Origin of the sequence: Synechococcus sp. R60.1 (genome assembly GCF_047461835.1) — a bacterium.
In the GTDB taxonomy this organism is placed as follows: domain Bacteria; phylum Cyanobacteriota; class Cyanobacteriia; order Thermostichales; family Thermostichaceae; genus Thermostichus.
Window position 1 is genome coordinate 1 of sequence record NZ_JANSIA010000084.1, and the last position, 13902, is coordinate 13902.

General features: G+C 59.0%; 13 protein-coding genes. 3 read left to right on the plus strand and 10 right to left on the minus strand.

From position 1 onward, the window contains the following. Window positions 1-95: 95 nt before the first annotated feature. Window positions 96-842: a DUF3120 domain-containing protein gene (locus tag NW834_RS11150; RefSeq protein ID WP_414329009.1), complete on the minus strand. Its 747-nt coding sequence runs from the start codon at window positions 840-842 to the stop codon at window positions 96-98. 152 nt (window positions 843-994) lie between these two features. Between NW834_RS11150 and NW834_RS11155 the strand changes: the two genes are divergently transcribed. Continuing rightward, window positions 995-2038 carry a glucokinase gene (locus tag NW834_RS11155; RefSeq protein ID WP_414418479.1) on the plus strand — a complete coding sequence of 348 codons (1044 nt, stop codon included), beginning with the start codon at window positions 995-997 and terminating at the stop codon, window positions 2036-2038. Here the strand turns inward: NW834_RS11155 and NW834_RS11160 are convergent. Next, window positions 2017-2232, minus strand: a complete 216-nt coding sequence (locus NW834_RS11160; protein ID WP_148202700.1) for a hypothetical protein — start codon at window positions 2230-2232, stop codon at window positions 2017-2019. The genes NW834_RS11155 and NW834_RS11160 overlap by 22 nt on opposite strands. Window positions 2233-2324: 92 nt before the next feature. Between NW834_RS11160 and NW834_RS11165 the strand changes: the two genes are divergently transcribed. Continuing rightward, window positions 2325-3329, plus strand: coding sequence for a methyltransferase domain-containing protein (locus tag NW834_RS11165; protein ID WP_414381150.1), 1005 nt, complete (start codon window positions 2325-2327; stop codon window positions 3327-3329). Here the strand turns inward: NW834_RS11165 and NW834_RS11170 are convergent. The 3 genes from NW834_RS11170 to NW834_RS11180 all read right to left on the minus strand — a co-directional run bounded on the left by NW834_RS11170 (window position 3266) and on the right by NW834_RS11180 (window position 6455). Beyond that, window positions 3266-4993, minus strand: a complete 1728-nt coding sequence (locus NW834_RS11170; RefSeq protein WP_414418480.1) for a helicase HerA domain-containing protein — start codon at window positions 4991-4993, stop codon at window positions 3266-3268. The two genes, NW834_RS11165 and NW834_RS11170, sit on opposite strands and share 64 nt — an antisense overlap. Continuing rightward, window positions 4990-5829 carry an Ig-like domain-containing protein gene (locus NW834_RS11175; protein ID WP_414418481.1) on the minus strand — a complete coding sequence of 280 codons (840 nt, stop codon included), beginning with the start codon at window positions 5827-5829 and terminating at the stop codon, window positions 4990-4992. The genes NW834_RS11170 and NW834_RS11175 overlap by 4 nt, the downstream gene beginning before the upstream one ends. 257 nt (window positions 5830-6086) lie before the next feature. Next, the gene (locus NW834_RS11180) at window positions 6087-6455 is read right to left on the minus strand and encodes an AbrB family transcriptional regulator (protein WP_011432615.1); all 369 of its coding nucleotides are present in this window, start codon (window positions 6453-6455) and stop codon (window positions 6087-6089) included. Between the two features lie 327 nt (window positions 6456-6782). Between NW834_RS11180 and coaBC the strand changes: the two genes are divergently transcribed. Beyond that, window positions 6783-8021: a bifunctional phosphopantothenoylcysteine decarboxylase/phosphopantothenate--cysteine ligase CoaBC gene (gene coaBC / locus NW834_RS11185; protein WP_414349781.1), complete on the plus strand. Its 1239-nt coding sequence runs from the start codon at window positions 6783-6785 to the stop codon at window positions 8019-8021. A gap of 89 nt (window positions 8022-8110) precedes the next feature. Here the strand turns inward: coaBC and sppA are convergent, their stop codons facing one another. The 5 genes from sppA to NW834_RS11210 form a co-directional block, all read right to left on the minus strand. Continuing rightward, window positions 8111-8917, minus strand: coding sequence for a signal peptide peptidase SppA (sppA, locus tag NW834_RS11190; RefSeq protein ID WP_414418482.1), 807 nt, complete (start codon window positions 8915-8917; stop codon window positions 8111-8113). A gap of 74 nt (window positions 8918-8991) precedes the next feature. Beyond that, window positions 8992-9696: a 3-oxoacyl-ACP reductase FabG gene (gene fabG / locus NW834_RS11195; RefSeq protein WP_414418483.1), complete on the minus strand. Its 705-nt coding sequence runs from the start codon at window positions 9694-9696 to the stop codon at window positions 8992-8994. Between the two features lie 105 nt (window positions 9697-9801). Beyond that, window positions 9802-10650: a 16S rRNA (adenine(1518)-N(6)/adenine(1519)-N(6))-dimethyltransferase RsmA gene (rsmA, locus tag NW834_RS11200; RefSeq protein ID WP_414418484.1), complete on the minus strand. Its 849-nt coding sequence runs from the start codon at window positions 10648-10650 to the stop codon at window positions 9802-9804. Window positions 10651-10725: 75 nt separating this feature from the next. Then, window positions 10726-12471, minus strand: a complete 1746-nt coding sequence (locus NW834_RS11205) for a sensor histidine kinase (protein ID WP_414418485.1) — start codon at window positions 12469-12471, stop codon at window positions 10726-10728. Window positions 12472-12515: 44 nt separating this feature from the next. Continuing rightward, on the minus strand, window positions 12516-13649 hold the full coding sequence (locus tag NW834_RS11210) for a PIN/TRAM domain-containing protein (RefSeq protein ID WP_414418486.1): 1134 nt from the start codon (window positions 13647-13649) through the stop codon (window positions 12516-12518). Window positions 13650-13902: the final 253 nt, after the last annotated feature.

Sequence of the window (13902 nt, forward strand, 5' to 3'; positions counted from 1 at the left end):
TGTTTGGAAACAAACAGAATGCTATCGCTGCATAGTTGAACAGTGATGTTCAGCAGTGTTCAGCGTAAATGTATCAGTTATGGGGATGTCCCAGCTCACCGCAGCAGAGCTGCCCCCCAGCCAAATAGCCCATCCACCAACAGGGTATTCAGCACTGCTCCCGCAAATGCCCAATGGTGCAAGCGGCGGGATCCCTGGACTCTCCACAATCCAACACCCAGCAACAGAAGGCCCAAGCCGATGCCCCAACCCAGGCCCCAGGGGGTAGCCATTTTGTCGAGGGCCGCCCTAAAAGGGACAACCGCCTGCTCCAACCGGTCAAACTGCATCGCCTGCCGCCACTCAGGCAGCAGCCCCACCGAGTGAATGTAGAGATCTGTAACCGCCGTACCCCACAGGGAGCCGAGATAAAACCAGGTACCGATGCGGGCAAACCGTCGCCGTGTCCCCCACCAGACAATCGGGATCCCCAAGGCTTCCATGGGCATGTGCCAAAGAGGCTCAAAGCGCAGCCATCCCCAATACAGGGATCCTGCCAGCCAAGTCAGGGTAAAGCCGTACAGCAAATCTCCCCACAGGCGGGTACGGGGCTGGGAGTAGAGATGCAAGCTAAGGCCCAGCCAGCCCAAAGACATCACCAAGCTGACCCAAGGGGCATACCGCACCAGGGGCGCTTGCACAAAAACGGGCAGACTCACGAGCAGAGCTGCCACTCCCCCAATGGCATGGTGGGATCGAAAACGCCTTTGAGCCGAGAGAGGGCGGGGATCCAGCCCGGCCAAACGCTCAGAGGACAGCAGAGGCTCATCTTGGAGAGGGGGTAAAAAAGGTGTAGAAGACAAAATGCAATATTAAAAACCTTTACATCAGTTAACATAGCACCTTCTTTGCCCTTCCCTCTTCTCCCCAGCAGGAGCGGGGAAGCCTTGGGGGCCTGGCATTCTCTCTCCAGAGATGTCAGGGTGGGAAGGAGGTGCTGGCCGGAGGAAACTGTATGGACTTGTTGTTGGCAGGAGACATCGGGGGCACCAAAACCAGCCTCAGCCTTGTCAATGCCGAGGATCCCGAGCACAGCCTTTACCACTGCCGCTATGCCAGCCAAGATTACGCCAACCTCGCCCCAATGGTGGGAGAGTTTCTGGCCCAGGCTCGGCGGGAGCTGGGGCGAGATCCACAGCCTGCTGCCGCCTGTTTTGCAGTGGCCGGCCCCGTCATGGAAACAAGGGGCTCAGGGTCTGAGGGACAGACTGCCAAAGTGACCAACTTGCCCTGGGATCTGCAGTCGAGCCAATTGGCCGCAGAGCTGGGGATCCCGCGCGTAGCCTTGATCAACGACTTCAGCGCTGTGGGGTATGGCGTGCTTGCCCTCGGCGACCAGGATCTGGACACCTTGCAAGTGGGTGAGCGTCAACCGCGGGCTCCGATTGGCGTGATGGGAGCAGGCACGGGTTTGGGGCAGGCTTACCTTACCTGGGGAGAAGGGGGTTACCAAGTTCATGCCAGCGAGGGCGGTCACGTGGACTTTTCCCCGCGCACCCCTCTGGAGTGGGAGCTCTTGAGGTATTTGCAAAAACGGCACGGACGTGTCTCCACCGAGCGGGTGGTCTCGGGGCAGGGGATCGTTGCCATTTATCAATTTTTGCGGGATAGCCAGTGGGGCTCAGGAGAAGAACAGCTGCTGGCCCAAATTGAGGCTTGGGAAAAGGGAGCTAAGCATATTGACCCGGCAGCCCAAATTGCCAATGCTGCCATGGAAGCACGGGATCCCCTGGCGGTGGAGTGTCTGCGGCTTTTCATCAGCCTGTACGGGGCTGCAGTCGGGAACTTTGCCCTACACCTGTTGCCGCGCGGGGGCCTGTTCATCGCCGGGGGGATCGCGCCCAAGCTCTTGCGCCTGTTGCACGAAGGGGAGTTTTTGTCCTCGTTTTTGGACAAAGGGCGGATGCGTCCTCTCCTGGAGCAACTGTCGGTGCAGGTGGTGGTGAACGCGCAGGTGGGGCTGAGGGGAGCTGCTCGCTACGCCGCCAACCTTTTGTGAAGGAGCAGCCGCTGCTGTTGAGGTTGCCACCCCTGGAACACCCCATCCAGCAGGTGATGGCAGCGACCCCAACGGATGCTGGAATCGTGCTGGAAAATCTCGCCCAGCTGCCCTTTGCCCCAGACTCCATCTTGAGCCAGCAGATGGGGCAAGATGGGATTGCGCCTTTGCTGGGCTGGATTGGCAGACCCCACACCGGAAAGCACTCTGCCTGTGGCTCCGCCATCCAACTGACAATGATCGCCACCACGCAGAGGGACTTCATAGAAACTTCATGGTTGATCCGATGAATCCAATCTTTTGGGCTTTGGGCATAGCTGTGCTGCTGGCCGTGGGCTTGGCAGCCTATCTGTTGACTGCTCGCAAATACGAGTCTCCCGCCTCTGTGGCCAAGTCTTACGACGAGTGGACTCGGGATGGGATCCTAGAGTTTTACTGGGGCGAACACATTCACCTAGGCCACTACGGCTCTCCTCCCCAACGAAAAAATTTTCTGCAGGCCAAGCACGACTTTGTCCACGAGATGGTGCGCTGGGGTGGGTTGGATCGACTGCCTGCAGGGACAACCGTGTTGGATGTGGGCTGCGGCATTGGTGGGAGCTGCCGCATCTTGGCCCGCGACTACGGCTTTGTTGTAACCGGTATCACCATCAGTCCTCAGCAGGTGAAGCGGGCCCAGGAGCTCACCCCCCCTGATCTGCCTGTCCAGTTTCAGGTGGCAGATGCCCTCGACCTGCCCTTCCCCGATGCCAGCTTCGATGTGGTGTGGTCCATTGAGGCAGGGCCTCACATGCCGGACAAGGCCCGCTATGCCCAAGAGATGCTGCGGGTGTTGAAGCCAGGGGGAATCCTGGTGGTGGCGGACTGGAACCAGCGGGACGACCGGCAAAAGCCCCTGAACTTTTGGGAGCGGCTGGTGATGCGGCAACTGTTGGATCAATGGTCACACCCTTCCTTCTCCAGCATCGAAGGCTTTGCCGAGCAGTTGGAGGCTACTGGCCTGGTGGCGGGACGGGTAGAAACCGCCGACTGGACTCAGGAGACCCTTCCCTCTTGGCTGGATTCCATCTGGCAGGGTGTTGTCCGCCCTGAGGGCTTTCTCAGGTTTGGCTTGGTCGGCTTGGTGAAGTCCTTGCGGGAGGTACCCACCTTTTTGCTGATGCGGCTGGCTTTCGGCACAGGGCTGTGTCGCTTTGGCATGTTCCGAGCGGTGCGGGCAGCTTGTGCTCACAGCCCCAGCTCGGACTTAGCCTGTTGGGCGGCCAGGAGCACCTCCGCATCCTCAGCCTGAGACCAGTCAGGATCGGCAATTTCGGCGTAGAACCGCTGGTCGTAGGGGCGGGTTTGCACCACCACCGGCATGGGCACGGCATGGCCCAGAATTAGGGCTTGCTGTTTGGAGTCCAACTTGGCCAGCACCGTTTTCAAGTTCTGGCTGCCCGCCACCCCTGTGAACACCGCCTCGATATCTTGGTCGTCGTTGAGGAGTGCCGTAATGCGAGTGCCCAACTGCGACATCACTTCGCTATCGATGCTGGAAGGGCGTTGATCCACCACCAGCAGCGTGGCAAAGTACTTGCGCATCTCGCGGGCAATGGTGCCGAAGATGGTCTGCTTGGCCGCCCGCGGATTTAGAAAGCGGTGGGCCTCCTCGATGGTGATGCACAGTTGACGGGGCCGGTCGAGGGGATTTTTGGATTGCAAGTACCGCTCCGTCTGGTGCACGTAGGCCTGGTGAATGCGGCGGGTGATGACGTTGGCCGCCAACATGTAGGAGAGCAGGTTGGACTGGGATCCAAACTCGATAACCACGTGAATGCCGCGGCTGAGGGCATCCAAAATCTGGCCGATGTAGTTGTGGGGCAGGGTGTTGCGGATGTACTTGAGGTTGTCAAGGCGGGTGAGCTTGCGCTGCAGAGCCATCATCGAGGCTTTGTTGCCCATTTTCTGTTCGCAAAACTCTTGGATCTCGGCGTTGGAAAGGCTCAAGAGGCGGCTGATCCAGTCGCGGCCAAACTCGTTGCGCAGGATGATGGCATTTTCCAAGCTGGCTTCCGATAGGTTCAGCTCCTCTGCCAACAGGGCCAGATCCTCCACCTCGATCTGGTTGTAGGCGATGAAGAGCTCCTGCGCATCCCGCACCCCTCGCCGCCGGGTGGAATCGGGATCCAGGGTGTAGATTTGCACCTGACCGGGAAAGAGCTGCCGCAAGCCCTTGACGGTGCTGGCGTGTTTGTCTTCGCTGGCCGCCTCCCAGCCGTACTCGGAGTGCATGTCAAAGATCAGGTTCACCGCTGCCCGTTTGCGGATGATGCCGGCCAGGATCAGGCGGGCTAGAAAGGACTTGCCGGTGCCCGATTTGCCGAAAATGCCGTTGCTGCGCTCCACCCAGCGATCCAAGTCCAAACAGATGGGCACAGCCATGTCGAGGGGCTGGCCGATAGCAAAGTTGCGCCGCTCCGGGTCGTCTTCCCAGCCGAAGACGGTGCGAAAGTCCAGTTCCCGTGCCTCATACACTTGCGAAAAATGGGCGGGCACTGTTTTCACGGGCAGCAGCTCCATGGCGCCAGCGGAAGGGGGTTCTTGGCCGAGGGGAGCTGCCAACGCTTCTGGCCGTTCGGGATTGACCAGGGGATACAGCCTTTCCCCTTCCGTTTGCCGCGGCACCAACATCAGCATCGGGGTGAGGGCAATAATGCCGTAGGTGCCGGTACCGGCCAGCACCTCCTGCAGCAAGGTCTCTTCCGGGCGGGGGGGATTGACCAGAATTTGGGGGTTGCTGGTTTCTAGGGTAACGTCAGTAAGCAGGCCAAAGAAGCGGTTGCGCTGCCCCTGGATCACCACGAATTTGCCCACCCGCAAGTCTTCTACCGAGACACCGGGATTGAGGCGAGCTTCCAGCCCTCGACTCAGGGATCCCTGAATCACGGTGGCCAAAGGTTGAGGAGGGGTCATGGCAGTGGGGGTTGGGTTCCAGATGCCTTATTCAGTTGCCCATCTGTAAGCGGGCGCTGGTGCGGGGGGGCGCCATCCTGCACAATCCAGGTGCGGACGATCTCGACTTCCTCGGGTGTCCAAAAACCTAGACGGGACAAGGGCAGCCCGCGGGCTTGAATGTAGGCAATCTCAGGGGATCCGCCGCGAGCTTGGGGGCGGTTGGGGTTAATGGCGTTGAGGATGTAGGCGTGGCGGCTCGTCCACCGGGGATTGATCAACTCGCTATTGGGATCCCCGGGCCTGACATAGGCCATCGTGGCCTCATAACTGTCCAGCAACTGGGTGCGCTGCCGTCCTGCCGGCTGATGGCAACCCACACAACTGGCTTCTAGCAGCGGTTTGACATCCCGTTCGTAGGTAAATTGCGGTTCGGTGCGAAAACTCAGCTGAATGGCTTGCTCGAGGGGCAGCCCCTCTTGGGGAGAAAGCGTGAGGGTGTAACGGGTGCTAAAGCGCAAGGGATCCCGAGGCTTAAGCAACAACTCGTCTCCCTGCACATCAAAAATAACCGCTGCCGGCGGATCCAACTGAACCGCCAGACGTTGTAGATTGGGATCCAGTGGCCGATTGAATTGCAGCCGAATGACTCCATCCACAAAAACATCCTGCTGTTCGGGGGTAGGCTGGGAAGACACCCACTCCAAAAATGCCTGACTTTGAGAAGCATTCGACTGAGGCCAAACTTGCCGATGAGACTCGATGACAAAGAACGCTGCTGCCAACAACAACAGCCCCGCCCAAGTTCGCCACCGCCGCCAATGGCGAAAGACATTTTGTACGGTCGGAGTGTTCATTGTTGCAGACTCAATTCAACTATTGTCAGAATAGCGAACTTGCCCACACTTCAGCCACCGATGGGATACAAAGTGCCAGGGATCCCCAGCGGATCATGAGGATCCCTTGTTCTGAAAAGTAGAGAAACAATAAACACCGGAGCGAAAGGAAGAGGTCGCTGCTCCCAAGCCCCTGAGGGCTAAAAAGAATACCGAGGGCTTTACCCTGGCTGAGATGAGATCACCAGCAGGGAAAAGCGGCACAGGGAGGCAGCAAATCAGTTGACCCGCTCCAGCTTGATGTTGTGGTGGCCCAGCTTGATCTCAAACTCATCTCCGGGCTTGAGGCCCATCTTCTTGGTGTAGGCAGCTCCGATCAGGAGATTGCCATTCTTATGAACCGAAACCCGGAAGGTAGGAGCGCGGCCACGGGATCCATTTTCGTCACTAGCGCCGAGATCCACGCCAACGGCCTTCAACAGGGCGTTGTTAAACTGCATCAGATTCACTCGCTCCTGACCATTCTTGGTGTAGGTGACATAACCACAGGCGCGAGCTTTTTCCTTGCGATCCGCATTTCCCATTGAAGTTACCTTGTCGAGGAGCTCTTGGCCAGTGAGTGGTTTTGGTTTACTGGTTGTAGCCATATCGAGATGGTTTTAGGGACAACTGTTAGTGTAGCCAGAAACAAACAGCGATTGCAATAGAGTTTGATCCAACTCTTCTTAATTAGAGGGAATGAGTGAGCGACTGCAATGGGATCTGAGGGCTGGTTGCGCAAAACAGCAGTGGGGAATTCCCTCTAAAGGCCAGAACCTGTGGGGGAGACTTTGGCTGAAATGGGGAATGACAGATCCTCAGGCCCTATTCTCGACAGGGTCAAAAGTATCTTTGGGCGAGGGATCCCCGCTTTGCCGCCGGAATTGGGCAAAAGCAGGGAAACTGGAAACAAGGCTGTTTGCGTGTCACTCAATATGGATCCCTTTTGGTCGGGGCGGCGTCTCCTCATTGGGGTGAGCGGGGGGATTGCTGCTTACAAAACGGCAGCTTTGGTGTCTGCTCTGGTGCAGCAGGGAGCAGAGCTCAAGGTGGTTTTGACAAAAGCTGCGGAACATTTTATTTCTCCTTTGACTTTTGCCACCTTGTCCCGCCAGCCGGCTTTTACGGATGCCGCCTTTTGGCAAGCAACACGAGGACGACCGCTGCACATCGAGTTGGGGGAATGGGCGGAGGCTCTCCTCATTGCACCCTTGTCGGCCAACACCTTGGGCAAGTTGGCTCATGGGCTGGCGGATAACTTACTCACCAATGTGGTTTTGGCTTCCCGGTGTCCGGTGGCGGTGGCACCGGCTATGAATACGCAGATGTGGAAGGCGGAGAAGGTGGCCGAGAATTGGCAGCGGCTACACCAGGATCCCCGTTTTTGGGCCTTGCCGACGGCCAGTGGCCGCCTGGCCTGTGATGCGGTGGGGGAAGGGCGCATGTTGGAGCCGGAGGCGCTGCAGGAGTATGTGCGGGCTTTGCTCTGGACAGGGGGGAAAAAAGATTGGCAGGGCAAGCGGGTGTTGGTGACGGCGGGGGGTACACGGGAGCCCATCGACGCGGTGCGTTTTATCGGCAACCCGGCCAGTGGTCGGATGGGAGTGGCGCTGGCGGTGGCGGCAGCCTGCCGGGGGGCGACAGTGACGCTGGTCCATGGGCCGTTGGGGATCCCCTTTGATCCAGCGCCCTTCGCCATTCGGGCCATTCCGGTGGAGACGGCAGCCCAACTGGAGGCGGCTTTGCAGGCGGAATTTCCCCAGGTGGATCTCTTGTGGATGGCTGCTGCTGTGGGGGATGTGCGCCCCTCCCAGGTTTATCCGGGGAAGCTGCCTAAAGCCGAACTGCCCCAGATGTTGCCGTTGGAGCCGATCCCTGACCTGGTGGCAGCCCTGGCCCGCCACAAACGCCCTGGCCAACGCCTCATCGGCTTTGCCGCCCAAAGTGGGGATCCCTTGCCACCGGCCAGAGAGAAGCTCCGCCAGAAGGGCCTGGATGCTATTGTGGCCAACCCCATCGACCAACCGGATAGCGGCTTTGGCAGCAGCCACAACCAAGGCTATTGGATCCCCCAGCAGGGAAGTCCAGAGCGGATCCCATTGGCAACCAAGCCAACCCTGGCCCACCGGCTGCTGGATCTGGCCCGGCAATTGGAGTTGGGCTACTTTAGTTAAACTCCCTCTCCCTCTGGAAGAGGGGCCGGGGGTGGGGGCTGTGCGGTACAGAACGCTAAACTTCCCGGAATAGCTGTTCGCGAACTGCCTCAAGAACCTGTGTAAAGCCACAGGGGCAAGCCCGAGGTGATCACTTCAAACTGCAGACGGGCCAAGGCTTCTGCTGCCGGCAAAAACCGAGACCAACCTCTGCGCCGCGGGAGCAGGTCGTAGAACTTCGCATCCGTCGGCAAACCCGCCAGCTCTGCCGCCCAAAGGCGGGCATCTTCCTCTGTGCCCAAGCGATCCACCACACCCAAGTGGAGGGCCTGCTCTCCGCTGAAAATGCGGCCATCGGCAAAAGTTTTGACCACATTCAAACTCAACTTGCGGGCAGCAGCAACCGTCTGCACAAACTGGCCGTAGGTGATGTCGATCAACTCTTGCAGGATGTTTCGCTCTTCTGGGGTCAGCTCGCGATCAAACGAGAGAATATCTTTGTAGGGGCCAGACTTAATTACCTTAAATGAAATCCCCACCTTATCCAGGAGGCGTTCGATATTGTTGCCTCGAATGATCACGCCAATGCTACCGGTGATTGTTCCTGGGTTGGCAACAATTTTTTCGGCTCCCATGGCAATATAAACCCCCCCAGAGGCGGCAATGTTGCCAAAGCTGGCGACAATACGGGTGCCCTTTTTCTCTCGCAAACGCAAGAGGGCATTGTAGATTTCTTGGGAGTCGGCCACCGTCCCACCTGGACTATCGATGCGCAGCACCACGGCAGGGATATGGTTTTCTTCCGCCTCTTTCAGGGCCTTGAGAACCCGCTCGCGAGTTTTGCCATCAATGGCCCCTGCCACCTCAATGCGGCCGATTTGCCGGCGCAAACCACCCAAGAATAATCGCTTCAGCATGGAAAAGAACTGGATAGGGATAAGTGCATATTCTGTATCATGAATGGCGGCTCATGGCTTGGTCAACCAGTTGCCTAGACGTTGCCATACACCGGGAGCACCACCCCCCGCAGATCCCGCGCTGCTTCTGAGACCAAAAAGGCAATCACCTGCCCGATGGACTCTGGCTTTACCCACAGCTCGGCTTGCTCGGATCCCATGGCAGCTCGGTTGGCCGGCGTGTCGATGAGGCTGGGCAGGATGACGTTGGCTGTGATGTCTGTGCCTTTGGTTTCGGCGGCAATGGTACGGGTCAGGGCCACCACCCCTGCTTTGGAAGCGCAGTAGGCAGCCAATTGCGGGCCCGGCTCCACCGCTCCGCGGGATCCCACCGTTACAATCCGCCCATAGCCCTGTTGCCACATTCTGCACAGGCTGTGCTTGCAGGTCAGGAATGTGGTGGTGAGGTTGAGGTCGAAGTCGCGATACCAGTCCGCCAAGCTGTACTCGTGGGTGGGGCCCATGGCAAAGCCCCCCACCAGGTGGATCAGCCCATCCACGCGGGGTAGGTCGGCAATGACGCGGGCAACCGCCGCCTCATCTGTTAAATCCACTTGCACAAAGCGAACCCGATCCAGAGCATTGGCCGGCAGGCGCTCCCGCAAAATGGCAAGATCTTTCTCTTGGCGATAGGTCAAGGTCAGCTCTGCGCCGCTGGCCAGCACCACGGGAACCACCCCCAAACCCAGCCCGCCTGTGCCGCCGGTCAAGAGGATTTGCTTGCCTTGGTTGCCCTGCATGGATGCACCTGCATTGACGAAAGGGATCCAGAACAAGATCGGGAAGGGACTTCAAAAACCCCAGAGGATGTTTGGGTTCGTCCAACTGAGCTTCCCTCTCTCACCCTACCCCGGTTCCTGCCCCTCTTGAAGAACAACAGCCCTTTTGGGCGCTTTCTCCAGCAGCAGGTCGCTCAAGGCCAGCCAGTGGGGCAGGGCCAGCTCTTCGGCGCGGGCATCGGGGTTGAGGCGGAGCTGAGCCAAAGCTGCTGCAACCGCTTCTCGCTCCACCAAGCTTCCCAGGGCATTGACGAGCTTCTTGCGGCGGGTGGAGAACCCCTGTCGAAGGAGGTGGTTAAACCAGCAGGGATCCCGGACGGGGGTGGGGGCGGGGCGGGGGGTGAGGCGAATCACAGCAGATTCCACCTTGGGGGCGGGCTTGAAAGCGGTGGGGGGCACCCTGCAGATCAGCTCGCAATCGGCCAAATACTGCGTCCGCAGGCTCAGAGCACCATAGGCTTTGCTGCCGGGGCCGGCCTGCAAGCGCTCGGCCAGCTCTTTTTGCACCAGAAGGACAATGCGCTCGAACTGCCGAACCGGCTGGGCCGGGGATCCGAGCACCTTTTCCAAAATGGGGCCGGTCAGGTTGTAGGGGATATTGGCCACCAGCAGGCGGGGTTGAGGAGGCAGCGGCAGGCGGAGAAAATCTCCCTCCAGCAGGTGAAAACGGGGTTGGCCGGCGAACCGTTTTTGCAGCAGTCGGCACAGATCCCGGTCGATCTCCACCGCCACCACCTGGACACCCTGGGCCAGCAATCGCCGCGTCAGTTGGCCGGTGCCGGGGCCGATCTCCAGCACCCAAGTGGGATCCGCCCCTCTCTCCAGATCATTCAACTGGGCAGCCCGCAAAATCGCCTCGTGAACAGCGGGATCCTTGAGCCAATGCTGACCAAACCGTTTACGAGGATAGGGCATGGGGGAATGTTCGCGCAGTGCTGCGCCGCAACCGAGAGGTACCCAGAGCGGTTGAAGGAGAAATGGCCGGGTGGGTCATCGCTGGACTGAGTTGGGAACAGAAATCAAGGTGGGATCCACATCCTCAGGTCTATCTCGGGCGGGTTGAGCAGGGAGCGCCTCTGGGTTCGGATCCCCGCTCAGGAGCGGCTTGCGGTAGAGGGGCACCGTAAAGGTGACGGTGGATCCCAGCCCTTCGCCCAGGCTGTAGAAATTGATTTCCCCTCCCATCGCCTCCACCAGGCGTTGGCTGATGGCCAGGCCCAAGCCCGTCCCCCCATATTGGCGGGTGGTGGAACCATCCACCTGTGTGAAGGCCTGAAACAGTTTTTGCTGCTTTTCCAGCGACACGCCGATCCCGGTGTCGATGACGCGGATGCGGGCCAACCCCGGATTGCCGGGCAGGATATCCGCCCGCACGGTTACTGAGCCTTTGGGGGTAAACTTGATGGCATTCCCCACCAAATTGAGCATGACCTGCAACAGGCGTTGGTAATCGCCCAAGAGCAAAATCTGATCCGAGGTGTTGGGCAGGTGGAAGCTCAGTTGTAGGCCCTTTTGGCTGGCCTGCAGGCTAGTCTTGGCCTCCACATCCTTAAACAAAGCTCGCAGGTCGCAGGGCTGGAACTCCAACTGCATTTTGCCCGCCTCGATCTTGGCAATATCCAGCACATCGTTGATCAGGGCCAACAGGTGCAGGGCAGAGCGATAGGCCTCCTGCAAGAAGTCCAGCTCCTCTTCGCGGTTTTCGGCCATCCCGTCCAGCACCAGCTTGATAAAGCCGATGATCCCGTTTAGGGGGGTGCGCAGCTCGTGGGAGGTGTTGGCCAGGAATTGGCTTTTCAGTTGGTTGGCCGATTCCGCTTGGGCACGGGCCTGCTCCAGCTCCTTATTTTTCTGACGCAGAGTTTGGTTGGCTAACTGCAAGCGGGTTGCCAGTTGGCGACTTTGATCCAGCAAAATGGCGTGGGCAATGGCTGCGCCCAGGTAGGTGGCAATGCTCTGGAGTACCTGAATGTGGCTTGGCTGCCAAACAGGAACCCTGTTCGGATCCAGCATTTCCAGCCAGAGCAGGCTGTTGGCGTAGCCCTGGTAAGACATGGCAATGGCCAGATGTCGCCCCGCCTCCACCGGTTCTTCCTGTCTGAGGGCCTGCAACAAATGGGGGTAATCTGCCAGCTTCAGGGTCTGGTGGAGCAGGGAGGGATCCCCAGGATGGCGGCGGTACTCGGCATTGACCGTGAGGGAGTCTTGCCCCACCTCGTAGAGGGCCATCAGGCAGCGATCTACCTCAAACAGTTGCCCCAACTGCTCCACGGTCTGCTGGCACAGTTGCCGGATATCCAGGGAATGCCGGATGTTGCGCACCAACTGCGTCGTGATCCCCTGTACCGGATCGGCCGGGAGAGCATGGGGCTGGCTGTTGGGGCTGCTGGTTCCTCCGGCCAACGCAAAAGGCGTAGCCCCCAGCAACTTGCCCACTGCCGCAACCGCCACCACCTCCCCTTCCATGTCCCGTACAGGGTTGAGAGAAAGATGCAGATGCAACTTGTAGCGGGGCGAGAGCACCTGACATTCGTAGGAGAGGGGATCCCCGCTTGCAAAGACCTGGTTGAGCTTGGCTTCGTACTCTCCAGCGTTGGCCACCTCCCAGATTTGCTGTCCGCTCACGATGTGCTGAGGGTGGATGCCATATTTCTCGGCATCTTCCCAGTAAAAACTCCAGAAGCGCCTCTGGCGATCCTGCGTGTAGAACATCGGAGTGGGTCGGAGGGCGCCCATTTGGGATGAAGCCACCATTGCGCTAGGGGAACGTAGGCCAAAACTCAGGTTTTTCCAGAGGAAGCCGGGCTGGCCGGATCAGAGGCCGGGCGGGTTAGTGAGGCAGAGTCCTTGTTGAGGCGGGCGAAGATCATGCGGCCTGCTGAGGTTTGAATGGCGCTGGTCACAACTACAGAGCGGGTTTTGCCCACAGAGCGCTGCCCTTCTTCCACCACCACCATGGTGCCGTCTTCCAAGTAGCCCACCCCTTGACCTGGCTCTTTTCCTTCGCGGGTGATCTTGATATCAAAGCTATCGCCGGCAACATAGATGGGCCGCAGCGCCTCGGCCAACTCATTCACATTCAGCACCTTGACCCCCTGCAGAGCCGCCACCTTCTTCAGGTTGTAATCGGTGGTAAGCAGCGTTCCCCCCACGGTTTGGGTGAGGCGCACCAGCTTTTCATCGACAGTGGTCAGATCTGGATAGTTGGCTTCGTGAATAACGAAACGATCGGGGTAGGCCTCTCGCAAAGACTGCAGGGTATCCAAGCCTTTGCGGCCCCGCTCTCGTTTTTGGGCATCGGCCTTGTCGGCGATGGTTTGCAATTCCGTCAGCACAAAGCGAGGAACCACCAGGGTTCCTTCCAAAAAACCTGTCTCGATTAACTGAGCCACTCGGCCATCGATGATGGAGCTGGTGTCCAAAACCTTGGCCGTGGCAGCCACCACATTGCCCTCCGCCCAGAGGGCTGCTTGTAAAGCATAGTTGGGGTTAAACAGCCGCAGCAGCGAGGGGCCGTGGGTATCGGCCAGGCTGACCCCCAGGTAAGCAAAGGCCAAGCTGAAAAAGACCGAAGCCAGCGGCTCGAGGAACCTGTTGAGTTGGGGAGGCAAGGGCAGCAAGTACACAGGAGCCATGGCCAGATTGGCGATCACCAAGCCGATCACCAACCCCACCGAGCGGCTGATCAACACGTCCGGCGGCAGGGAGCGCACATTGGCCTCGAAGCGACGGTAGCTCCAGCGCACCAGGGATCCCAAAGCCAGCCCTGCCAGCAGGCCAAAGCCGCTGGTGACGACACGGGCTCCTTCCACATTGGCCCCCTGAATGGCGGCAGGAGGGAGCAAATCCAGGCCGTAAAACCCGAGACCAGCCCCGGCCAACATGAAGATCATGACCAGTAAAGCGTCTAGCATAAGAAAAAAGACGGCCCTGCTGAGTGGGTGATGCTGCTGGGAATAGGCAAATCTGCTTCCTACTCATTCTAGTCGTCTGGTGTTGGAGGGATCCGGACAACCCAACCAGCCCTCCCCCAGAAGGATTCAGACTATGCTGAAATCATAGCGATCCCTTGCCAGCTTGAGGGATCTGTGGAGCATGCCTCTAACCCCCAAAACCCTGAACTTTGCTGAATTTACTGAGCTTTAGGCGGTTTGGCAAAAGTCATTG

Coding starts and splice junctions, on each gene's coding strand:
- NW834_RS11155 (WP_414418479.1), top strand. CDS start 995: ATGGACTTGTTGTTGGCAGGAGACATCGGGGGCACCAAAACCAGCCTC.
- NW834_RS11165 (WP_414381150.1), top strand. CDS start 2,325: ATGAATCCAATCTTTTGGGCTTTGGGCATAGCTGTGCTGCTGGCCGTG.
- NW834_RS11170 (WP_414418480.1), bottom strand. CDS start 4,993: ATGACCCCTCCTCAACCTTTGGCCACCGTGATTCAGGGATCCCTGAGT.
- NW834_RS11175 (WP_414418481.1), bottom strand. CDS start 5,829: ATGAACACTCCGACCGTACAAAATGTCTTTCGCCATTGGCGGCGGTGG.
- NW834_RS11180 (WP_011432615.1), bottom strand. CDS start 6,455: ATGGCTACAACCAGTAAACCAAAACCACTCACTGGCCAAGAGCTCCTC.
- coaBC (WP_414349781.1), top strand. CDS start 6,783: ATGGATCCCTTTTGGTCGGGGCGGCGTCTCCTCATTGGGGTGAGCGGG.
- sppA (WP_414418482.1), bottom strand. CDS start 8,917: ATGCTGAAGCGATTATTCTTGGGTGGTTTGCGCCGGCAAATCGGCCGC.
- fabG (WP_414418483.1), bottom strand. CDS start 9,696: ATGCAGGGCAACCAAGGCAAGCAAATCCTCTTGACCGGCGGCACAGGC.
- rsmA (WP_414418484.1), bottom strand. CDS start 10,650: ATGCCCTATCCTCGTAAACGGTTTGGTCAGCATTGGCTCAAGGATCCC.
- NW834_RS11205 (WP_414418485.1), bottom strand. CDS start 12,471: ATGGGCGCCCTCCGACCCACTCCGATGTTCTACACGCAGGATCGCCAG.
- NW834_RS11210 (WP_414418486.1), bottom strand. CDS start 13,649: ATGCTAGACGCTTTACTGGTCATGATCTTCATGTTGGCCGGGGCTGGT.